This is a genomic window from Larkinella arboricola (genome assembly GCF_003259745.1).
Lineage (GTDB): Bacteria > Bacteroidota > Bacteroidia > Cytophagales > Spirosomataceae > Larkinella > Larkinella arboricola.
The window spans coordinates 521130-544036 of the sequence record NZ_QLMC01000001.1 but is presented as its reverse complement, the minus strand read 5'-3'; the positions used below and the strand labels follow the sequence as shown (position 1 = coordinate 544036).

General features: G+C 54.4%; 12 protein-coding genes. 1 reads left to right on the top strand and 11 read right to left on the bottom strand.

Translation table 11 applies throughout. From position 1 onward, the window contains the following. Positions 1-53 precede the first annotated feature (53 nt). The 9 genes from LX87_RS02150 to LX87_RS02110 all read right to left on the bottom strand — a co-directional run bounded on the left by LX87_RS02150 (position 54) and on the right by LX87_RS02110 (position 14967). Positions 54-1178, bottom strand: a complete 1125-nt coding sequence (locus LX87_RS02150) for a hypothetical protein (RefSeq protein ID WP_111626520.1) — start codon at positions 1176-1178, stop codon at positions 54-56. A gap of 296 nt (positions 1179-1474) precedes the next feature. Continuing rightward, the gene (locus LX87_RS02145) at positions 1475-3409 is read right to left on the bottom strand and encodes a glycoside hydrolase family 2 protein (protein ID WP_229310518.1); all 1935 of its coding nucleotides are present in this window, start codon (positions 3407-3409) and stop codon (positions 1475-1477) included. A 58-nt stretch (positions 3410-3467) separates the two neighbouring features. Next, on the bottom strand, positions 3468-5960 hold the full coding sequence (locus LX87_RS02140; protein WP_111626519.1) for a glutaminase family protein: 2493 nt from the start codon (positions 5958-5960) through the stop codon (positions 3468-3470). 27 nt (positions 5961-5987) lie between these two features. Beyond that, positions 5988-7085, bottom strand: a complete 1098-nt coding sequence (locus LX87_RS02135; RefSeq protein WP_111626518.1) for a family 43 glycosylhydrolase — start codon at positions 7083-7085, stop codon at positions 5988-5990. Positions 7086-7108: 23 nt separating this feature from the next. Beyond that, positions 7109-7807: a DUF3823 domain-containing protein gene (locus LX87_RS02130; RefSeq protein WP_111626517.1), complete on the bottom strand. Its 699-nt coding sequence runs from the start codon at positions 7805-7807 to the stop codon at positions 7109-7111. A 12-nt stretch (positions 7808-7819) separates the two neighbouring features. Beyond that, positions 7820-9694 (bottom strand): RagB/SusD family nutrient uptake outer membrane protein, encoded by a 1875-nt coding sequence (locus LX87_RS02125; protein WP_111626516.1) that lies wholly within the window; start codon positions 9692-9694, stop codon positions 7820-7822. Positions 9695-9712: 18 nt separating this feature from the next. Next, on the bottom strand, positions 9713-13225 hold the full coding sequence (locus tag LX87_RS02120; protein ID WP_229310517.1) for a SusC/RagA family TonB-linked outer membrane protein: 3513 nt from the start codon (positions 13223-13225) through the stop codon (positions 9713-9715). Positions 13226-13239: 14 nt separating this feature from the next. Then, a complete protein-coding gene (locus tag LX87_RS02115) occupies positions 13240-14253 on the bottom strand; it encodes a FecR family protein (protein WP_111626515.1) in 1014 nt (337 codons plus the stop codon). A gap of 57 nt (positions 14254-14310) precedes the next feature. Then, a complete protein-coding gene (locus tag LX87_RS02110) occupies positions 14311-14967 on the bottom strand; it encodes an RNA polymerase sigma-70 factor (RefSeq protein ID WP_111626514.1) in 657 nt (218 codons plus the stop codon). A gap of 431 nt (positions 14968-15398) precedes the next feature. Between LX87_RS02110 and LX87_RS02105 the strand changes: the two genes are divergently transcribed. After that, positions 15399-17786, top strand: coding sequence for a M1 family metallopeptidase (locus LX87_RS02105; protein ID WP_374755108.1), 2388 nt, complete (start codon positions 15399-15401; stop codon positions 17784-17786). Positions 17787-17935: 149 nt separating this feature from the next. Here the strand turns inward: LX87_RS02105 and LX87_RS02100 are convergent, their stop codons facing one another. Continuing rightward, positions 17936-21247, bottom strand: a complete 3312-nt coding sequence (locus LX87_RS02100) for a VCBS repeat-containing protein (RefSeq protein ID WP_170139291.1) — start codon at positions 21245-21247, stop codon at positions 17936-17938. Positions 21248-21317: 70 nt separating this feature from the next. Further along, positions 21318-22883: a RagB/SusD family nutrient uptake outer membrane protein gene (locus tag LX87_RS02095; protein WP_111626511.1), complete on the bottom strand. Its 1566-nt coding sequence runs from the start codon at positions 22881-22883 to the stop codon at positions 21318-21320. Positions 22884-22907: the final 24 nt, after the last annotated feature.

Sequence of the window (22907 nt, the reverse complement as noted above, 5' to 3'; positions counted from 1 at the left end):
ATCGGCAAAGCCAATAGGGTGTCCGTTATACACAAATAAACTTTATTGTTTCCTCACATAATCAGGACTTTTTTGGAGTAGGCGAAATGGCCCGTGCGCATCTGAACGATCTTCAACCCTGACGTAGCCAGACCCGCTGAAGCTGTATGCAGGATATACCGGTTTGCCCCGACCTGCTCGACCTGCCGCAGACTGGGCAGCCCCCGCACATCCACCAGACCAAACACCGGATCGGGCGCATTGGTCTCCACCTGCAAACGACCCTGATCCAGCACCACCACCTGAAAGTAGAACCCTTCAGCATCATAACTCACCGCCACAATCTTCGAGTACGCATACGTGCCATCCCGATCCACCTGCCGTAAACGGTAGTAGTTGGTGCCCTTCAAGGGAGCCGGGTCGGAAAAGCCGTAGGTTTGCAGCCGCTCGGAGAAACCTTTGGAGGACACACGTCCAATGGCTTCGAAAGCCCGCGCATCGCGGCTGCGTTCGATGGTGAAGTAGTCGCTGTTTTGTTCGTAGGAAGTTTGCCAGCCCAGCCGCACCTGGTGATCGACGGTGATGCCGCCAAAGTCCACCAGACGAACCGGCAGAACGTCAGCATCCCAATTGAAATTACCGATGTAGATTTCCTGCGTTTCGGGATCGATAAAAGCCGGCCCCGCAATATACTGAATGGTAATTTGATTAACAGGGCCGGTAAAACTAACCGTGTTTTCTCCCATCATGTCGGTGCTGTTGATGCCCAGAATCGAGTTCCCGGTAACCGTGTTGGTCGACGTCGTTCCGATGGTCGGACTAACCGTACTCCCGGCATTGGTTCCGTTTACCACAACCAGGTCCTGGTATCTGCTATCACCATCCGTGAAATCAATATCATACAGCGAAAAGCTGAGGTTATTGACGGGTTGTGAAAAGATTATCGTTACCGTCACGGAGTTCCCACTCGTGGAATAGTCGGCTGCAAGCCGTAAGCCCAGCGGGCGCCCATTCGGTTCCCGAAAAGCCAGTGCTGATGTATTTCCTGATACGCCAACACCTACATTTACAGCCGGATCCCCTACGTTTAGAAAGGTGTGGCTGAGCGAACCATCCGGATAGTTATTCCAGATCAGATCCTGCGCCCGCACATTCATATGCGCCAGCAACAGAGCGGAGAAAAGTAAAAATCGTATCATGGCATGGTATTGTTTGTATTTACAAGCAAGTAATCATTTATTTTTCGAATACACAAGCGAAAGCATAAGTTTTGTTCTGAGCTGCCTCAATCCAAAACAGTTACCTCTTGATAACCAGGCAAATAACTGCACTGAGAAGATAGTAACCTCAGGTCAGGAAATGATTGAACGGGCTGATTACAGGCAGGAACAAAAAAACAGGAGCCACCCCAACCGGAATGGCTCCTGAATACCCGATACCTGATAAAATAAATCAACGAGGCTGTCTAACAGCCGCATGGAATAACAAACCGGCCTTATTTGAATAAAGGCGCGTGAATTTCGCGAAGTGTCTCGATGGGTATCTTAATCACTTCCCGGTCGTAGGTCAGCAAACCGTTGACCTCCCCTTCCACATCGGTGGTTTGGGTGTACACAGCTGCCGAAACACCGTTCTTCTGATACATCTCCACCATCTTACCGTATTTAGTCCGGTAGGCTTTCAGCACAGCGTCTTTGTCGTGGTACGTCTGATACCCCCAGTTGCGCTTGTTAGGATCCCAGAGGTGGCCGGTGACCGGCCAACCGATTCCGCCAAATTCCCCGACGACAATCACCCGGTCTTTTTTGGCTTCCGGCACATGCGGCACTTCATGGTACGTATGAATGTCGTAGAAATCACCCGCTCCCAGATCGGTCCAGCCACTGGCGGCATTCACCAGACGGCTTGGATCTAACGCTTTAACCCAATTAGCCAGCCGAACGTTGTCGTACTGTCCCCAGCCTTCGTTGTGGACCACCCACGTAACAATGCTCGGGTGGTTGTGCAGGCGGTTCATCATCCGGCGCAATTCCAGTTCAAACTGCTCCTTGCCCTTCGACCGGCGCAGGGGCTCCACACTTTCCGAGGGATGCATATCCTGCCCATCCACAAAACCCGAAGGCATATCCTGCCACACCAGCATACCCAGCCGGTCACAATGGTAATAATACCGGGCGGGTTCTACTTTGATGTGCTTCCGCAGCATGTTAAAGCCGGATTTTTTCAAAAAATCCAGTTCAAAAATCATGGCATCGTCCGACGGGGGCGTCAGCAAACTGCCCGGCCACCAGCCCTGATCGAGCGGGCCGTTCTGGAACACCACTTTGTTGTTCAGCAGCAGCATCGGCTGACCGGCAATCTGACCCGGCCCCATCGATATTTTCCGCATCGCAAAATAACTCGTCACGGCATCCGCAGGGTTGCCCGTCACCTGAGCTTTCGCGTAAGCCGACCGCTCGGCTTCGTTATGGCGCGGACGGTTCCGGTTTTCGGTACCCGCAAACGGGTCGGTCACCGTCACCAGTTCGGCTTTCAGATTATACAGAAACGGGCTGTCGGGCGTCCACAGCTTCGGGTTGCTGATGGGCACATACGCTGCCCGACCCGACCGAACCACCAGACTTGACACGGTTTGCGTACCGTCCAGAGCCGTTAGCCGAATGGCGCTCGTGGGGCTCGTAATGGGTTTATTCAGCAGTACTTCCACCCGAATCCGGCTGGAATCCAGTTCCGGCGTAATGCGAACCTCTTCAATGTAGTTGGACTTCGGAACGGGTTCGAGCCAGACGGTTTGCCAGATGCCCGATACCGGCGTGTACCAGATACCGTTGGGGTTGAACACCTGCTTGCCGCGCGGCTGCTCGTCATTGGAAGTCGGGTCGGTCACGCCCAGGACAACCTGATTCTGACCCGATTTCAGAAAATCGGTAATATCAAACTCAAACGGGTCTGAACCGCCCGTGTGCGAACCGACCAGACCGCCGTTCACCCACAGGTTGCACTCATAATCCACCGCGCCGAAGTGCAGCAGCACCCGCTGCCCGTTCCAGGCGGCCGGAATCGTGATGTTTCGACGGTACCAGAGTCGCTGGTCGGGCGTCAGCGATTTGGTCACTTTCGACAGCGTCGATTCTACGGCGAACGGAACCAGAATCTGACCGTCGAACTTCGTGGGCTGCCCTTCGGTTTTGGGCCGGATGGCGTATTCCCACATCCCATTGAGATTCTGCCAGTTGGGTCGCACCATTTGCGGACGCGGATATTCGCGCCAGGCATTTTCGGGCGTTACCTGCTTTTCCCAACGGCTCATGATGGCGGCTTTTTGCGGCCCCGGCGCGGGCGTTTGCGCCAGAACAGGTGCCAGCAGGGAGGTACTCACTAGAAAGCCGTACGAAAGAAGCGCGGCTGCACGTCGAATCAGTTGTTTCATGGGTCTTGGGGGAAAATAACCCCATCAGATTTTTAGCTCTGACGGGGTTGGCATTGAACTACTTGGCTAGTCTTTTTTCCAGCAATTTAATAAAATAGCCTCCTACTACACTACGGGCCTGAAAACCAACCTGCTTACCGTCGGTGGTTTCGTGCCAGTCGCTCAGCGGCACCCGGCTGGTGGTTTTGTCGGCGTACTCATAAACCGGTTGCACCAGTTTTTCAAAGTCGGCCTGATTATCAGCAATGGTGGCCGTCCAGAGAATCCAGTCGGATTTGGTATACGTTTTCCGGCTGTCGAGCGGCAAACCGTAGCGTTGTTGTTTGGTCAGGTAGTATTTGATTTCTTTCTGAGCGACTTCCTTCGGGAAAATATTCAGGTCCAGCAGCTTGTCCCACACCAGATTGTATTTCTGGCTCCAGCTTCCCTGCGGCTTGTCGAACGTCAGGGCGTAGTGGTCGCCGTCCTGCGCCATTTGCGTCCATTTCTGCGCCAGTTCCTTTGCCAGTTGCAGGTGTTGCTGACCAACATCGGTTTGGCCGAGCTGATTCGCCAGTTGACCGTAAGCTGCAATGCCCATGATGGCCTTAATGCTCAGGTTGGCGTTGCGGGCCAGGTGACCGGCAAAATCGTCGGTGCAAAGCTGGTTGGCGGGATCAAAGCCGTCTTTTTTCAGGTATTCTACCCAGGTGCTCAGCGTTTGCCAGTGCTGTTTGGCATAGTCGGCGTTCCCTTCCACTTTGGCAATCGCTGCGGTTAAAATCAGCATGTTCCCGCTTTCTTCCACCGGCATATCTTCGCCATAGGTTTGGCCATTCGCCAGCGGATACGTGCCTACGTCGTGGGCCGCGAACGGTTTGGTCCATCTACCGCTTTCGGAATACTGAAAAATCGGTTCCATCATGCCTTTCAACAGAGTCGGGTTGTACATCAGAAACTGCGGGGCCGACGGATACGTAATATCCACTGTTCCGATGGAGCCATTGCTGAAGTTTTCTTTCGAGAAGAACAGCACTTCCCCTTTTGGCCCAACCACGGCTTTGTGGGCCGCAACGGCCTGGCGGTAGGCCAGTTGGCACAAATCGGCGTAGGCTTTTCCGCCCGCTTTCTCGGCATCAGCGTACAACTGCTCGTCAAACTGACGGCATTTCTGCATCAACGATTCGTAATCGTTTTCGGCATTGGCAAGCATTTTTTCGGCGGTCATGCTTTCGTCGCGACGCCACCAGCCGCGCAGGTTCTGCCCGAAGAACTGGACCGAATAAATATCATCGTAACCCACCGTGACGTGGCTCGTTTTGGCCGTGCCACCCACCGACCCCAGCGATTGCACCACCGCCATCGTCCGGTTTTCAGCCGTTGCAGGCTGGCTCGCGTCGGTTAGTTTACTGCCCGTCGCAAACGCTTTCAGCAACGTCGCGGGCTGCCCAAATCCCGTTTGGGTTGAAGCAGCCGTAGGTACCGCCAGCAGGGCATAGCCCCAGTCAATCCGAACATCATCGCCTTTTTTGCCCAATATTTTCTGTTCCGTCGTGCCCATCGACAACACCGTCAGTTTATCAGCCGAAGACCGTTTCCCGATGACCTGCTGCATGGGTTGATGGGTGCTCAGCAAACCGGAAGCCGCCGTATAAACCTGTACGGTATGCGGTTTCCCATCCGTCGAGCGGGCGGAATACGTAATGTACGAAGCAGGCCGGGTAGCGACATCCAGGTTGTCCAGCAGCATCGGCGTCGTAAAGGTTACGGTCAGATCAACGGGACCGGCGCTAAAACTGTATTCCGTCTGCGTGGCTTTCACCTGAACGCTTTTCTGATTGGCCAGCGACACCACTGCGCCCGCGCTCACCTGCCGTTCATCCACCAGCCCGGCGTCGATGTAAGCGCCCCCGCCCGTGTTTTTACACGTAACGGCAATCACGTTCTGGCCTTTTTTCAGGGTCGCTTTAGCCGCCGGAGCAATCGCGAACGTCTGGTAACCGCCAATGTAGCCCGGTCCGGTATCGTATGCTTTCACACCATTGATATATACCACCGCGTCGTTGTCGTAACTCAGGTAGAGCACCAGCTTTTCAAAATTCAGATCGGTCAGCGTAAACGTGCGCCGAAACCAGACATCTTTCGTTTTCCACTCCACAGCCGGTTTTACGGGGTTACTCGTGGCACCGTCGCCGATGGGCGCTTTGCCGCTCTGCCAGCCTGTGGCTTTAAAATCCGGTTTTTCCCAGCCAGCCGCCGGGGTTTCAAAGGTATACACCAGCGGGTACGCTTCGGTCTGGGCCGTGGAGGCAACGGGTTTCAGCGTGGTCATCGGAGCGCCCATAAACCGGTAGGTCTTCCCGTCGACGCGAACCAGACCGTCGAGCGGATGGTTTTTGCCGGTCCAGTGGCGGGTGGGCGAATCCGTCAGTTTATCGTTGAACGACCAGATGCTGGTATACGGATCAATCGTAATCAGCGGATAAGCCGGAGGCCGCTGGGCCAGACCGATCCGCGAAAACGCGGTGATCAGGAAAGAAACAAAAAGAAGTTGACTGAAACGGTTTTGCATTCGGTTAATAGATTGGTTGGGAATAATTTACTTGAGATCGGGAAGCCAGAAATCGAACGGCTGATCCCGCTCGCTGACCAGCGTGCCGTTTTGAATAACCAGGGGTGCCACCTGAATGGACGAACGGCGGAGCGAATACGGCAACACCCCGTCCTGGTCCAGTGCAGCTTCCGAGTGCGATTTACGACCGGGATGCGTAAAATAAAAGATAAAAGCTTTATCGCCCACCACAACCACATCGCCGTGGGCACCGCTGGGCGTGTCTTCCGGTCGGTTACCGGGTTTGTCGAGGATCATGCCCTGCTTTTCCCAGGTCGTGCAGTCGTTGGAGCGGTACACCCGCATACCGGCCCATTCGTCGGTCAGCATCCAGTACCAGCCGCCAAACCGGAAGGCTTTGGGGCCTTCGTGCGCTTTGCCACCGATGGCCGGTTCGGGCGACACCCGCCAGTGTTCCAGATCACGGCTTTCGGCCATCATCGTAACGCTGCCGCGCGTCTGATCTTTGTACCACATCCGCCATTGCCCGGTCGGCAACTGAAGCAGCGTTGCGTCGATAACATCATCGGAGGAAAGCGTTACGAAGTTCTTAAACTGCCAGTCCCAGAGGTTCTTGCCGGTATAATGCGCCATCTTTGGCTTGCCGCCCCAGTGGTTGCGGACACCCGGAATATAAACCACAAACAGATGGTATTGCCCGTTATGAAAAACAATATCGGGCGCCCAGAACGTATTCATGCCGCGCTCGATATCCAACTTTAGCGTACCCCGGTATTCCCAGCTCTGGCCGTTATTCTGTGAGGAAGCCACGCCAATGGCGGTGCCGTAGCAGTAGGCCACATCGGCGGCATCGACATTGGCCCGGCGTTGCGTATACAGCATCCACCACGCTTTTTCTTCCAGATTCCAGACCACGACCGGATCGGCCGCACCATCAAAAATGGGGTCACGGTAGAGGGGTGCCGGGGCTTTGTGAAGAGGTGTAGATATAGTCTTTTGTGCTTTCGAAGGAGGCAGAACAAAGAAGGTAACCAGACAGAACCAGAGAAACGCGGAAGCTACGGAATAAACGGGTTTAGGTCGATTAGCAAGAAGATTTGTGTCAATCCGTTTACCTGGTAGCATCCGCGTTTGGGTTCTGTTACTGATTAAAATTGTACCTTTTGAACCGGTGAGAAAATCATATCTTCCACACCCGCTATTTTGACGCCTATTCGCGCAAAACCGTAATTCTGCCCCGTAATCGTGGGCGCATCCAGCACCAGCGAAACGGCGTTGAGGTCTTTGATGGCGCTTCCGACCAGATCGGTGGTGCTGAGACTGGTCCGGGCATCCACAAACTGTGTTTTGCTTACGTATAAAGAAACCCGTTCAATAGTTTTACCGCTCGCGCCGGTGATAATTTGCTCCAGCTTGCAGGTTGCCGTCAGTTTTCGGGCATTCACCGTAAACGTCGGATTCCGGACCATATAGTACGGCTCCACCTCAATGTCGCGCTGCTGGCTGCCGTTCAGATTGACCATAACCGTATCCGAACTGGTTTCCGCGTTTTTCAGCGACCGGAACGGCCCCTGAGCTGCCGGGATGATGAGTCGGTAGTTGGCGTTGAACAGCAGCGCCGAATACGAGCCATCCTGATCGACCGTGACGGTAATCGGGATGCGTTTCTGCCAGCCGGGTTCCCAGAGTTCAAACGTGACGTTGTTGTATTCGACGTTGATGGGTTCGCCTTTGTACACAATCCGGCCTTCCAGTTTGGACTTCGGTTCGTCGTAGTTATCAAACTCGCAGGAAGCCAAACCCGTTGCCAAAGTTAGTCCCATCAAATAAGGAAAGAAACGTTTCATGGTGTTATCGGCTTACTGGTTGGGGTTACGGACAATTTTAGGGTTGTTGTTGCGAATCTCGTCGCTGATAAACGAATAATAATTCCCCAGCCGGAAGCGGTCGGCGTTGGTCACCTGGCTGGGCAGCACTTTCCGGAAAACCCACTTGCCGTTGTTTGGGCTGGCGGGGTCGTAGAGCTTGTAGGGCCACAATCCGAAGGGCCGGGTGCTGGGGTTGGTGGCTTTACCGGGATCGGTGGTCAGATCGGTGCTGGCTCCGTTCCAGACCAGGTGGGCAATGCGCCAGCGTTTGTAATCCCACAACTGGTGGCCTTCAAAAGCCAGTTCCACTTTCCGTTCGTGCACAATCCGGTCGAAGGTAATTTCATTGGCCGTCAGGGCTTTGGTCAAACCGGCGCGTTCACGAACCTGATTCATGTAATCGGCCGCAACGGTTTTCTGTCCGAGTTCAAAGGCGGCTTCGGCGGCATTCAGCAGCACCTCGGCGTAGCGGTAGCGAATCCACCAGACTTCACTCTGCGTTCCGATCTGACCCGAACCCACCGTGGGGTCCTGGTATTTTCGGACGTAAAAACCGGTCTGGGCGCTAAACTCCAGATTATCAATTGGTCCATCAAACCCAACCACCTGTTCTTCGGCGGTTTTACCCGGCAACACTTTCTTGCCGCCCAGGGCGTCCGAGGTGACTACCGTGCCGTTGCCGAGGAGATAGCCCGCCCAGATGTCAACGGTTTTGCCCTTAAACTGGCTGCCGGGCAGGATGATGGTTCCGCCCAGCCGAGCATCCCGACCCGCAAAAATATCCTGCGGATTGGTGTAATAAATCGGTTGGCCGGTGGCGGTGGTAATGGCAAACGGCGCAAACGTATTGTCGAGTTTTTCGAACGACTGCACCAGGTTCAGCGAGGGGTTTAGCCGACCGCCCTGTTGCTCTTCTGCCGACGACCGGGGCTGGTTCGACAGCGTCCAGCCGACGATTTTGCCGCTTTTCAATTTGAAATCCTCCACAAAAATCACCTCCGGGTTGTTGCCTTTGTCGGTGAAAAGGGCGGCAAAGTTGGCCTGCAAATCCGGCTGTTTTTTGTAAAGCGAATACTTCCCGCTGGTGATAATCTCCTGAGCCGCTTTCAAAGCCGTCTGGTAGTACGCCGTTGCTTTATCAGCCGGAATGCCGACTTCGCCACCGGGCAGCGACACCTGCGGAGTGGTGGGGCCGTATTTGGCAATCGAACCGGCGTACAAAGCGGCACGGGCTTGCATCGCCAAAGCCGCGGCTTTGCTGGCCCGGGATTTGGAATTGGCATCGTCCGGCAGCGTGGCTTTGATCGCTTCCATTTCGCTGATAACGAAATCGTAAATTTCCGACTCCTTTGAGCGGGCTTTTTGCAGATAGCTCGGATCACCGCTGAAATCGTACTGCATCGGCTCCAGCACGAGCGGTACACCGCCCATCCGCTTCACGAGTTCGAAGTAAACGGCGGCCCGCAGAAACCGGGCTTCGGCCAGAAACCGGGCCCGGTCGGCGGCATCGAGACTGGTGGCGGCTTCACTTTTCTGGATAAACAGGTTTAGCTCCCGGATGTAACCGTAATCCCAGTAATTCCAGTCACCGTAGGCGTAATCCTGGTTTTTATGCCGTCCGTACTGGCCAAATTCCGACGCAAAGGCTTCGTCAAAGTTGGTAAAATCCGACCAGTTCTTAATCGACTGGTAATCCGGATACCGTCCGTACAAATCGGCCAATACCGTCAGAACAAGGTTTTTGTCTTTCCAGACCTGGTCGTTCAGGAGAATGTTGGTGGGGGCGCGGTCCAGAAAGTCGTCGTCTTTGCAAGCACCCGTCGAGAGCAGCGCGCCAAGAGTCAGCACATACACATATTTTTTCATCGCTGGAGATGGTTACGTTCAGAAAGAAAGATTAAGACCTACGTTAACAAACTTGTTCTGAGGGTATTGCAGACCATTTTCATCCATCACTTCCGGTTCAACGCCCAGCCGTTTTACATTGTCGAACGAAAGGAGGTTGAAGGTGTTGACGTAAAACCGGGCCCGCTGAATTTTTACCCGGTCGAGCCACGCTTTCGGCAGTGAATACCCTACTTCCATCGTGCGCAGCCGCAGATACCGCACGTTGGTCAGCCAGAACGTGGAGTTGCGGTTGTAGTTGCTGTGGCCGCCGTCGTTGAACCGTAGGGCCGGGTATTTGCCGGGAATCCACTCGCTGTCCGGATTGAAAATATCGGCCCGGTGCCAGCGGTCATCATAGAACTGGGCCAGCAGGTTCCCCGTATTCTGGTACGGCCAGCGCATTTCCCAACCCTGGTTGTAAGAATACATCGTACCACCGGAGAAATCGACTTTCAGATCGAAGCCTTTGTAAGCCGCCGACAGGTTAAACCCAAAGTTGACCGCCGGATTGCGATCACGGGCGTAGCCAATGGGCCGTACGTCGTAGTCGTCGATGCGGCCGTCGCCGTTGACGTCGTTATAAATCAGGTCGCCCGGCAGCAGGGTTTTGTTGCCCTGACCGTCGATGTTGACCGGATATTCGTTGATTTGCTGCTGCGACTGAAACTGACCGATTACTTCGTACCCCCAGTAGGTGCCGCTCCAGCGGTTTTCCTGCGAGGTCCGGTAATGATCCCAGGAGTTGCCCCAGGTCGGTCGGTAGGATTGCAGGAACCGGCTGCGCGAGTACGAAACGTTACCGCCGACCGAAAACGTCAGTTCTTTCACTTTCCCGTTGTACGAAAGCGACGCTTCTCCGCCGACCTGGGCATCGCTGTTCACGTTTTCATCCGGCAGCGAATATCCCAACTCATTGGGAACCAGCACGTCATACTTCCGCCCCCGCAAACCCGAACGCTTCCGGTAGAAATAATCGAACGTTCCGGACAACCGACCGTTGTAGAGCGCGTAATCCAGACCCACATCCGTCATTTTACTCGTAAACCACGAGATGTTGGTGATGGGAACACCCCGGTCGCGCGATCCTTTGATGACGTTACCATCCAGAATAACCGTAGACGAACCGTAGTTGTAGCCCGGAATGTAGTCGTATGCCCCAATACCGATGTCGTCGTCACCCAGTTCACCATACGATCCGCGCAGCTTGATTTCCGACAACGCGTTCCAGTTCAGGGATTTGAAAAAGTTTTCTTCGGTAATCCGCCAGCCCGCTGAGATCGACGGAAAGAAGCCCCAGCGTTTGCCGGGTGCAAATTTCCACGAAGCATCCTGACGACCCGCCAGTTCGAGCAGATACCGTCCGCCGTAATCATAGGTAAACCGCCCGACATACCCAACCCGTGCCTGATCCTCATCAACATCGGCAAAGTCCTGGGCATCCATGTCCGCAAATTGCAGCACCGGCAGTACATTCGTTTTCGGAACCGCGTGCTGGAACGTGTACAGACGACGGCGCTGGATGCGTTCGGCCACAAACGTACCGCCGACGGTGTGTTTGCCAAACGTGTTGTTATAGCTCAGTTGCCCCTGCAATACCTGCTCCAGAATCTTTTCGGTCCGGCGTTCGCGCCAGGGGTTCGAGCTTCCGCCGGTCCGGACATACTGGTCCGTCTGGGCGTTGTAGGTGTAGGCGTCGTAAGTATACTCGTGGCCGTTCACCAGCCGGTCGGCAAAGTAATACGAATACATCCCCTTGGCCGTCAAGCCCTTGATGGGCAGTTGATACTCGGCATTGAAGTTGGTTTGCAGCACCCGCCAGTCTTCGGTCCAGTAGCCGGATTTCTCTTTGTTGAGCAGCCCCCAGTTGGTATCGTTGTGGCCAATGTCGTTCAGGTACGCCGGATTGTCATTGGCAAAAGGCCGTTCGGTGGGCCGGTTGCGGAAGAGGGCAAAACGCGGTCCCCAGTAATCATCGACCCCCGGAACGCCGGGATTGTCGCGGCTTTCAATCCGGCCATTGATCTGAACGCCCACTTTCAGGCGGTTGCTGATCTGGGCGTCTACGTTCGACTGAATGTTGGTTCGCCCGAAGGTAAATTCCCGACCCAGCACCGAATTCTGGAACAACCGGGTGGCCGAGAGGTAATACGTAATTTTGTCCGAACCGCCGGTGGCGTTGACGTTGAGGGAATACTGGGGCGAATTGGGTTTGATGATAAACTTATACCAGTCGAAGCTTTGGTATCCTTTTTCGGTTCCGGCGCGCCATTTCTCAAGTTCTTCGGGTGTAATGTTGGTTTTCCCGGTCTGGTTGATATCGGCATCGGCTTTTCCGGCCATCCACTCGTAGGCATTCACGGTTTCGGGGAACCGCGCCCAGTTCTGCCAGCCGTAATAAGAATCAATGTTGACCGTGTTGCGGCTGCCGGATTTCCCCCGTTTGGTCGTTATGATCACTACGCCGTTGGCGGCCCGCGAACCGTATACCGAAGCACTGGCATCTTTCAAAACCGTGATGCTCTCAATGTCGTTGGGCGAAATGTTGTTGAACTGCCCGGCATCTTTCTGAATACCGTCGATGACAAACAGCGGATTACCGAGGTTTCGGATCTGGATGTTGGCGCTGGAACCGGGCCGACCGTCGGCCATCCGGAACGAAACGCCCGGAATCTTACCGGCCAGAGCCGCACTAACCGTCGTGGTATGTACACGGTCGAGGTCCTTGCTCGTGATGCCGGAAATAGCGCCCGTCAGCGATTCCTTTTTTTGCGTTCCGTAGCCCACCACCACCACCTCGTTCAACGACTGGTCGGTCGGGGTTAGGTCGAGGTTCAGGACCGTTTGGGTTCCTACCAGCACTTCGCGGGTTTCGAAACCGATAAAGCTAAACATCAGAACCGCATTCTGGTCCGGCACGTCGACCCGGAAATTACCGTTGGCGTCGGTGGTCGTTCCGCGCTGGGAGCCTTTTACCACCACGCTCACCCCCGGCAGCGCCTGGTTGTTGGAAGCGTCGCGCACGGTACCGCGCACCGGTTGATCTTTGGGTTGCTGTGCCAACGTGGAGGTTGGCGTAATCATGGACAAAGAGCCTGCTGCATCAGTGGGTCCGGCGGGTACGCTGGTCGGAGCGGCCTGAATGGGTTCAATAGAGATGATTTTAGCGTCCGACCGGTTCACTACAATAATGTACGACCGGTCTTTTACTTTTTTATACGTCAAACCAAACGGCGGCAGGACTTTTTCGAGTGCATTCTCAACGGTTTCGGCGGCAGGCACGCTCGTTGCCGGAACGGAGAGTTTTTCGACCATCCGGTTTTCAAACAGGATATTAACCCGGTATTTGTTTTTGAAACCGGTTAATACCGTACGCAACGAGTAATGATCAGGGGCGTGGGTGGCCTTGTTGACCTGATTTCCCGCCCGGGCCAGCATCTGAGCGTGCGCAAGCCCGTACTGCCCATTCACAACGATACTGACGGAAAGCCAGAAGCGTAGAACTTTTTTCATGGGATAGATTGGTGTTAAGGTTTAAGATTTTTTTCGGAGAAAACGACCCGGTTTTTGTGTCGTACGACGTTGATCCGCATCAGTTCTTTCAGCACATCCAGCAACTCATCCACCGTATCGGCATTGAAACTGCCGGTGATAATCCGTTCCGCCAGTTCCGTTCCCTGGATGTCGACGTTCAGACCGTAATTTTCTTTGATCAGGTCGGCCACTTCGCGCAGGGACGTATTTTCAAACACAAACAGGTGGTCTTTCCAGGCGTTGTATTTTTTCGGATGAATTTCAGGCCGGATTGACAGGCGGCCTTTGGCATCGAGCGTGGCCTGCTCACCGGGTCGCAACACCAGCGGCCGAACCCGTGCATGGGCCGGAGCCGGATAGGAAAGCTGCACCTTCCCTTTCATGAGCATCACCCGCGTGGCGCGTTCGCGGGCAAAAACAACAAATTCGGTTCCCAACACCTCTACATTTAGCTGCCGCTGGGTCCTGACCACAAACCGGCGGTGGTCCACGGTATGCGTGACCGAAAACTCGGCTTCGCCGGTCAGAAACACCTCCCGGTCTTTTCGTCCAATCGCAAGCCGGGGCACCCGCAGTGTAGAGTTGGCATTGAGTACGACACTGCTGCCATCGGCGAGTTGAAACCGCTTAATTTCGCCAAAGCTGGTGGTATACGTCTCGTATAACAGCGGTTCGCGCAGCAGCCAGGCCCCCAGAAAAACCAGCAACAGCGACGAAGCGGCCACCATCCAGGGCGAGAACAGCCGACGCCCCGGCGCAGTGGGCAGAACCGCCGATTGCGGGCGGGGCTGCTTTTCAGCTTCATCCATGTAATGACGGTATTGCGTCAAAGCCGCGTTGGTATCAACAAGGTATTGCGGATGTTCGGATTCCCACTCAAACAGCGCCTGGTAAAACAAAGATTCGTTGTCGGGATTTTTCAGCCAGTCCTCGATGAGCTTCACCTGTAAGGGCGTAGCTCGTCCGGCGTGGTATTCCCGCAATAGTGATTTAGTGACCTCTTGCATGATTCTCTGATCAGTTGTATCGGAAGCAATTCCGGAAAGACCCCATAAAAGCCGTGTTTATTGGCAAAGCAGCAGCGCAACGACCCAAAGCCGTTCTTCCTTCAGGACGGCCCGGAGCATGGCCAGTGCCTTGCTCATGTGCGTTTCGACTGTCTTGACGTTGATGTTCAGCTCGTCGGCAATTTCTCCGTATTTTTTGCCTTCAAACCGGCTCAGCAGAAAGGCCCGTTTGCATTGGGGAGATAACTTGTCGATGGCCTGCTCAACCTTGCGGTGCAGTTCGTCGTACTGGACAATTTCGGAAGGGGAAGGCTGATAATCAGCGAGATCTACGGCCTGGGCATCGGTATTCTGCCGGGATTTGGACAGTTCCCAGCGCAGGTAATTCAGGGTCCGGTAGCGCACGGCCCGAAACAGGTAGGCCTGATAGGAGGTGGTAATGGTGAGATAAAGCTTTTCTTTCCAGAAATTATAAAAAATCTCCGATACAATATCTTCCGCAACCTCTTTGGAATAGACATACCGAATGGTGTGGCTGCACATGGCTCCGTAATATTTACGGAACAACAACTCACAGCCCTGGCGTGGGTCCGTGGCAAAGAGGTGGTTCAGATGCCAGTCCAACTGGCCCTCCGTCGGCGCTGCCGGGCTTGGGTGCGCTCCGTACACCGACGGATCAGAAACTCCGGTTGAATTACGTAAGGGTTGTTGCATAGAAATCGCAGAAACTGCCGAATTCCGGCCTGCTTTAATAGACAAGTAGACCACCTTATACCCTGAGTCCGAATTTAACTTTTTTGATATTTTTTTTAAAGTGACCCAGAAAACAATTTCTTAGCCACGTTTTTCAGAATTAATGGGTCTACTGGCCGATTCGTGCAAAATCGGTTGCCGGGCTGCCCATCACCATCAATGCCCTAATAGCAACTTTATGACAGGGCTCCGCGCCATTCTGACCAATCAGAAACCGGGCAAGGATTATAAAACATTATGGCGATTTCAGGATAAGGCCGACTAGCTATCCACGCGACTTAAAATCCTTCCTATCAACCGAATAATATACAAAATTTGGTATCCGACGGCTTTCACGTTATCTTTCGTCTTCACTTCCATTACGTTAAAATAGCTTCGATCAACAAATGAGAATGAGAATTTCCGTGCTAATTGCGGTATTTGTCGGCCTGTCTGCCATAAGCCGGGCGCAGGCACCGTCCTCCCCCAATTACAAGGCCAACGACCGGTTTGAACAGCTCGGTCCCCAATTGCCCACGCCCAATACGTTCCGCACGGCTTCGGGTTCACCCGGCCGGGATTTTTTCCAGAACCGCGCCGACTACGACATTAAGGTTGAACTCGACGATGCTAACCAGAAAATCATCGGATCGGAAACCATCACCTACTTTAATAACTCACCCGACGAACTGAAATATATCTGGCTGCAACTGGACCAGAACCTGTTCGAAAAGAACTCAACGGCTAACCTAACCACGCAGTCGGTGGTTTCGGGCAATGGAACTAGTCTGGCCCGGCTGCACAACCTGAACAACGCCGAATCCGGTGCCCAGATTAATCCCCAAAAAGAATACGGTCATAAAATAACCGCCGTTCGGAATGCCGCCGGAAAACCGTTGAAGTACACCATCAACGGAACCATGATGCGCATCGACCTGCCCACACCGTTGAAAACGGGGCAGAACTTCTCATTTGGCGTTGACTGGAACTATAACATCACCGCGTATTACGGTCGCAGCGGGTACGAGTATTTTCCGGAAGATGGCAACCGGAATTATTTCATCGCGCACTGGTTTCCGCGTTTGTGCGCCTACGACGACGTGAACGGCTGGCAAAACAAGCAGTTTCTGGGTCAGGGCGAGTTTACGCTCATTTTCGGTAACTATAAAGTAGCCATCACCGCGCCCAATGACCATATTGTAGGCTCCACCGGCGAATGCCTGAACTACAAGCAGGTGCTGACGCCGACGCAATTCCAGCGTCTGCAAAAAGCATCTACCTCGAAAACACCGGTCAAAATTGTGACGCAGGCCGAAGCCGAAGCCGCCGAAAAAGGCAAACCCACCGGCAAGAAAACCTGGATTTATAAAGCCGACAACGTACGGGATTTTGCTTTTGCCTCCTCGCGCAAATTCATCTGGGATGCCATGCAAACCGACGTCTACGGCGATGGCAAGAAAATCTGGAGCATGTCCTTTTACCCCAAAGAAGGCAACCCATTGTGGGAACAATACTCGACCCGGGCGGTTGAGCATACGCTGAAATCGTACGGAAACCGCACCTTCAAATACCCGTATCCGGTGGCTATTTCCTGTCATGCGACGCGTTACGGCGGCATGGAATACCCGATGATTAGCTTCAACGGCGGTCGGCCCGAACCGGATGGCACCTACTCGGAAGCCACCAAAGCGGGCATGATCGGGGTGATTATTCACGAAGTGGGCCACAACTTTTTCCCGATGATCGTCAACTCCGACGAGCGGCAATGGACCTGGATGGACGAAGGATTGAACAGTTTTTGTCAGTATCTGGCCGAAAAAGAGTGGGACTATAACTTCCCCAGTGGCTACGGCGAACCATACCAGATTATTGATTACATGAAGTCGGACCCGGCTTTGCTGTCGCCCATCATGACCTCGTCGGACAACATCCTGCAATTTGGCCCCAATGCCTACGACAAACCGGCTGTTGCCCTGAACATTCTGCGGGAAACCGTCATGGGTCGCGAACTGTTCGATTACGCTTTCAAAGAATACGCCAACCGCTGGAAATTTAAGAACCCCACCCCCGCCGACTTCTTCCGCACGATGGAAGATGCCTCGGGCGTTGATCTGGACTGGTTCTGGAAAGGCTGGTTCTACGGCGTCGAGCCCGTCGATCAGGATTTGGTGGAAGTGAACTGGTTTACGGTCAACACCCAGAACCCCGAAGTCGAAAAAGCCCTGGCCCGTGCTGAAGCCGAGGCTAAAGCCAAGACCATGAGCAAGATTCGCGATGCCGCTACCAAAGATCAAACCGTGGTGGCCCAGGACTCGACCATGAAGGATTTCTATAACCGCTACGACCCCTATACCGTCACCGATGCCGACCGCCAGCGTTATCAGGCGTACCTGGCTACGCTGAGCGAGGAGGAACGGAAGCTGCTGGAGTCGAAGAACAACTTCTACACGCTGACGCTGAAGAACAAAGGCGGTTTGCCCATGCCGGTGATTGTCCGGATGCAGTTTGAGGACGGTACGGATTCGGTGGCTCGTTTTCCGGCCGAAATCTGGCGGTTCAACGATGCGCAGATTCAGAAGGTGATTGCCACCTCAAAGCGGGTGGTACAGTGGACGCTGGACCCCTTCCAGGAGATTGCCGACATTGACACCGACAATAACGCCTTTCCGCGTCAGGCCCAGCAGCCAACGCGTTTCCAGTTGTTCAGGCAGCAAAGCCGTCGTTCGTCCAACCCCATGCAGGAGCAGCGCCCGGCCACGCAGCCACCGGCTCGTCAGGGGGGCGCCAACAAGAACGAGTAGCGGAGTTAATCAACTGACTTCTTGAATTTTACCGAATGATGGCCAACGAATTGAGAGAAAGTTTTCTTAATTCGTTGGCCATCATCCTTTCTAAACAAATACCATTCACTGAAAGATAGCCGTGTTCAGGCACCAGATTGCGCCTGAACTTAGCGTTTTTGGTCGCTGTAGATTTTTAGAACGCCCTGATTCGCAGCGACCAGCACCAGCCGTTTGCGTCCACTCCTCAGACCAACTATACTCTTGCAATCGCCGTCCGCCAGAAAACCGCTTTGCGGAAAAAATATTGGCCGGAAATTTCCCTTGCCGTCGCCTTTCAGCACCAGACCCGTCAGGGCATCGTACTGGCCCGCCACCGACTCAACATCGTAGGCATTGCCCACCGCCAAAATGTCCAGATGGCCGTCTTGATCCACGTCATCCACCAGAAAGTCCTGAATGGGTGCCCACTGCGCCGGAGCCGGTAGCGGTTTCAGCCGGAACCCGTTGCCGGTATTTTCGAGCCATACACTTTGCTGCTGGCAGGCCCGCAAAACCGTACTGGCTTTCTGGCGTTCGGGGGGCAGCAGGTCTGTTAGCCGGGCCTGGGCGTACTGGGCGTAATTGGTGAACTGCTTTTTAATGAGGGGCAACTGGCGGCCCAGTTCATCGCGGGACGCAATGGGGTATTCGGTGCCGTCCAGATAGTAGGAAGCAATGGCGTCGATCCGTCCGTTGCCGTCGTAATCCCCCGCATACACACGCATGGGCTGGTCGGGTGACATCTGATAGCGGCTGTTCAATCCCAGGTTTCCGACCACAAAATCCAGATCGCCGTCGTGGTCAAAATCGCCGGAACGAATGCAGTTCCAGAAACCGTCTGAGTCTTTCAGCGCATCGACCGCCAGCGGTGTTAGCGTTCCCCGGTTGTTTTTAAAAACCGTAATCGGCATCAGTTCGCCCACCACCAGCAGGTCGGGCCACGAATCCCGGTCAATGTCCGCCCAGATTGCATCGGTCACCATGCCGACATTTCGCAGATTCGGTGCCCGTTCGGCGGTGGCATCCCGAAACCGTCCGCCTTCGTTGATCAGCAGGTAACTCTCGCCGGGCAGCGGATACTGCAACGCCTTGAGCCGCCCACCCCGAAACAGGTCCAGATCGCCGTCCTGATCAATATCCACCGCCCTGACGCACGAACCGCTGTGCCGGATGGCGGGTAGTCGGTCGGTGGCCGGGGTAAAGTTCCCCTTGCCGTCGTTGAGATACAGCCGATCCTGGTAGTATTCCGAACCGTCGTAATACTCATTGGAGCCGCTGACGATGTACAAATCGTTGTCGCCATCGCCGTCGGCATCGAACAGCAGCTCGCCAACATCCTCTTCGTCTTTGGGCCTTGATTCATCCGTGTAGCTTTTCTGGATAAACGTGCCCGAAGGTTGTTGAATCAGCAACTTACCGTAGTGCCGGAATGATCCGCCCACAAACACATCTTCCAGACCGTCGCCATTGACATCCCCGACGGCTAATTTGGGCCCCTGCTGTGAGAATTTATGCGGCAAAAGCGGCTCCTGATTGTAGTCCAGATACGATTCTTCCTGATGGACAAACTGAAGACCAGACGCTTGCGTCACGTCCGCCAATAGGGTTGGCTGCGGCTTTTCCGACTTTCGGACGGTTTTTTGGGCCTGCTGATAGTCCAGCGTCAAAACCCGGTCGATGGCCGGTTTACGAAGGGTCTGCGTTTTTCCGTCCGGCCAGATCACCGTTAGCGAATCGACGGTTTTGGCATCTCCCAGCCCAAAGTGAATCAGGTAATCACTGGAAGACTGGAAGCCGCGCGTAACGGTGTGGTGGTAGGTTTGGGTTAAGCCGTTGCCGAAAACCGTCACTTCCGCACCCAGACCAAACCGGTTTTGCGCCGGACCACTTAGTTTCAGTTGCAGATAATGGTGGTTGGCGGTGTTGTTTTGCAGGATATACGCATCCTGATTAATGTTATTCACGATCAAATCCAGATCACCGTCGCGGTCCAGATCGGCGTAGGCCGAACCATTGGAGAGCGAGGTTTCCGTACCGAACCAGTCGACTGTCATGTCGGCAAACGTCAGGTCGCGGTTGTTGCGAAAAAACCGGTTCGCTTTTTTGATGCTCGGCATTTTGGGTGCGCCCTGCCGCAGATACTGGTTGATTTCTTCGGGCGTCCGGTTGCCGTCGCGGGCAAAGGAGTTATTAAACGACACGAAATCCAGATCGGTAATGTCGCGCAGGTAGCCGTTGGTGATGACCAGATCCCGCCAGCCGTCGTTGTCCAGATCGGCCAGCAGGGGCGACCAGCTCCAGTCGGTAGCCGATACGCCAGCGAATTGCCCGATTTCCGAAAAAACCATCCGACCATCAGGTGCTTTTCCACCGTTGATCTGCACCATATTCCGCATAAACTGCGGGTGGTAGCCCTGCTGGATGGTGCTTTCAAACTGCTGATAATTGGCCGGACCCGCCATTTTTTTACGCTGCTCGTTGTCGGCGGGCAACATGTCGGCCACCACCAGATCCGTCAAACCGTCGTTGTTAATATCGGCGGCATCGCAGCCCATCGAAAACTGGCTGTGGTGTTTGAAATACGTTTTGCCGACCTCACTGAACGTTCCGTTCTGCTTATTGAGGTACAGAAAATCATTCGCCAGAAAGTCGTTGGCGACGTAAATATCCTCCCAGCCGTCGCCGTTGAAATCAGCGATGGTCAGCCCCAGGCCAAAACCGTCGTGCAGAATTCCCGCCGGTTTGGTGACTTCGGTAAACCGGGGTCCGTCCGTGCCTGAATCGTTGCGGAATAGTTTATCGTTGGCCAGTCCCGAACCGTCCGCAATGACTGGTGTTACCTGATTCGGATTGCGGATCAGGTTCGTGCTGGTCAGCAGGTATACGTCCAGATCACCGTCCTTGTCGTAGTCAAAAAATACGGCCTGATTGGTGTAACTGGTGTCGGCCAAACCGTAACGTTCGGCGCTTTCCTCAAAGCGAAAATTTCCCTTGTTGATGTACAACAGGTTTTTCCGGCGGTTGCCCGCGTAGTTCCCGGACTTGCATACGTAAATATCCAGCAAGCCGTCGGCGTTGACATCGGCCATCGTCACGCCCGTCGACCAGCCGCCGTTTTTCAGTCCAGCCTGGGTGGTCACATCCTCGAACGTTGGATGATCCGCCCCCGGTTTGGTGGTGTTGCGGTACATCCGGTCGCCAACCTGATTGCCGGTAAAGTACAGATCGGGCAGGTTGTCGTTGTCCAGATCACCAACGGCCACGCCCCCGCCGTTGTAAACGTAGTAGTAATCAACCAGGTTAAACGAATCATTTTCGGTTACGGTGTTGCGGAAACGGACGCCCGACTCCGAAGCGGACAGGGTCGTAAACAACGTCCGGGGCTTTTGCTCGCAGGCCAGCAGGCTCAGAAAGATCAACCCTGAAAATAGGTACTTCATAGAAGAAAGATCGCTAAAAAACGGCATCAAAAAAGGGCTCGTGAAAGCCCCTTTCTGATGCTGATTGCGGTTACCATCCCGGATTCTGCGTTACGTTCGGGTTGCCCTGAATTTCCTTCAGCGGCATCGGCAGTACGTAATCGCGGGCCTTGAGTGTGCGGCCCACGTTGTACTTGGTGATGTAGTGCTTAATGTGGTCGCCGAGGTAATCCGGCTGCCCGCCAAACTTGCTTTTCCGGCGTAATTCCGGGTACATCACCTGCTCGAAAACAAACTCCTGCTCCCGTTCCTTAATGATGGCATCGCGCAGCGCTGACTGGTTCAGGCCACTCAGGGGTGCCAGACCGGCCCGGACCCGCACCTTGTTGATACCCATGAGTTTGTCGCCCGAATTGCTCTCGTTACAGGCTTCGGAATGGCCCAGCAGAATGTCGGCCAGCCGCAGATAGATCGTATTCTTTTCGGTATTGTTATAGTTGATGCCCAACTCCACGAGCTTCCCGGCCCAGGCTTTCCCGAAAATCAACTGCGAAGGATCTTTTGGGTTGGCGTCGGCCTTCACTACACCGCCAAACCGGGACAGGTTGAAATCTGCATTCGGGCTCCACTTTACAATCGGGTACTGGCCGTCTACCTTGCCAAACCGGCCCGTCGGATACGATTCGATGAAGGTGGCATCAATGCGTTTGTCCTTCGGATCGTACGAAGCCCGGAACTCCTGCGTAGCACTCAGCCAGCTCCAGCCCGCACCGCCCAGCTCGCTGGGATAATCTTCGGGGTTGAAGTGCGCCGAATGCACGTTCCATTCGCTGGCGTTGGCACCGGCTGACACCTGCGCTTCGAAAAGCCGTTCGCCCTGATTCTCGTGCGCCAGGTCGAAGTTGTAGCCGAAGTTTTCGAATAATTGCAAACCGCTGTTGTTGATGATGTCCTCGGCGGTGGCTTTGGCGTCGGCCCATTTTTCGTCCCACAGCTGGGTTTTCATCAGAATGGCTTTGGCCGCCCATTTGGTGGCCCGCCCGGCGTCAGCACCCGTGTACGAAGCGGGCAACACCTCCGCAGCGGCTTTGGCGTCGGCGTAAATCTGGTCGATCACGGCGCGTTTGCCACCCGCGTTCGAGGGCAGTTCACTGATGCCTTTGGTCGATTTGACGGTCAGCGGAGGGTTGTCGAAATAGATCAGCAAACCGTAGTAGTAAAAGGCCCGCAGAAACTGCGCTTCCGCTTTCAGCCGTTTCACCAGCGCGTCGTTGGCGGGGTCCTGCATGGCGTCGGCAATTTCGATGGCGGCATTGGCCCGGTTGATGGAACGGTAACTGATCTGCCAGTACGCTTCGATGTACTCGTCGGCGGTGCTGACGTTACCCAGATTGTATTGCAGCGGCCCTTTTTCCCAGCCAATCTGGTCGCCCGTCAGACACTCAAACACGTAGCGGTCGTAGAAATAACCGGAATAACCGGAGTTTAGATCGTCGTAAATACCGTTGATGCCGAGTTGCAGTTCGTTGGCGGTTTTGTAAAAGGTATCGGGATTGATAAAATCGGGGGTTTCCTTTAAGTCCGAACAGCCCACGCCCGCAGCCAGGAACGACACCAGCAGCAGGGATTTGAGTCGGGTTGAATGTATCAGGTTCATGTGTCTTTTTACAATTGAAGGGTT

Bases quoted from the DNA above. Each gene is read 5' to 3' on its own strand.
- LX87_RS02105 (WP_374755108.1), top strand. From the start codon at position 15,399: ATGAGAATTTCCGTGCTAATTGCGGTATTTGTCGGCCTGTCTGCCATA.
- LX87_RS02100 (WP_170139291.1), bottom strand. From the start codon at position 21,247: ATGAAGTACCTATTTTCAGGGTTGATCTTTCTGAGCCTGCTGGCCTGC.
- LX87_RS02115 (WP_111626515.1), bottom strand. From the start codon at position 14,253: ATGCAAGAGGTCACTAAATCACTATTGCGGGAATACCACGCCGGACGA.
- LX87_RS02135 (WP_111626518.1), bottom strand. From the start codon at position 7,085: ATGCTACCAGGTAAACGGATTGACACAAATCTTCTTGCTAATCGACCT.
- LX87_RS02110 (WP_111626514.1), bottom strand. From the start codon at position 14,967: ATGCAACAACCCTTACGTAATTCAACCGGAGTTTCTGATCCGTCGGTG.
- LX87_RS02150 (WP_111626520.1), bottom strand. From the start codon at position 1,178: ATGATACGATTTTTACTTTTCTCCGCTCTGTTGCTGGCGCATATGAAT.
- LX87_RS02130 (WP_111626517.1), bottom strand. From the start codon at position 7,807: ATGAAACGTTTCTTTCCTTATTTGATGGGACTAACTTTGGCAACGGGT.
- LX87_RS02120 (WP_229310517.1), bottom strand. From the start codon at position 13,225: ATGAAAAAAGTTCTACGCTTCTGGCTTTCCGTCAGTATCGTTGTGAAT.
- LX87_RS02125 (WP_111626516.1), bottom strand. From the start codon at position 9,694: ATGAAAAAATATGTGTATGTGCTGACTCTTGGCGCGCTGCTCTCGACG.
- LX87_RS02140 (WP_111626519.1), bottom strand. From the start codon at position 5,960: ATGCAAAACCGTTTCAGTCAACTTCTTTTTGTTTCTTTCCTGATCACC.
- LX87_RS02145 (WP_229310518.1), bottom strand. From the start codon at position 3,409: ATGAAACAACTGATTCGACGTGCAGCCGCGCTTCTTTCGTACGGCTTT.
- LX87_RS02095 (WP_111626511.1), bottom strand. From the start codon at position 22,883: ATGAACCTGATACATTCAACCCGACTCAAATCCCTGCTGCTGGTGTCG.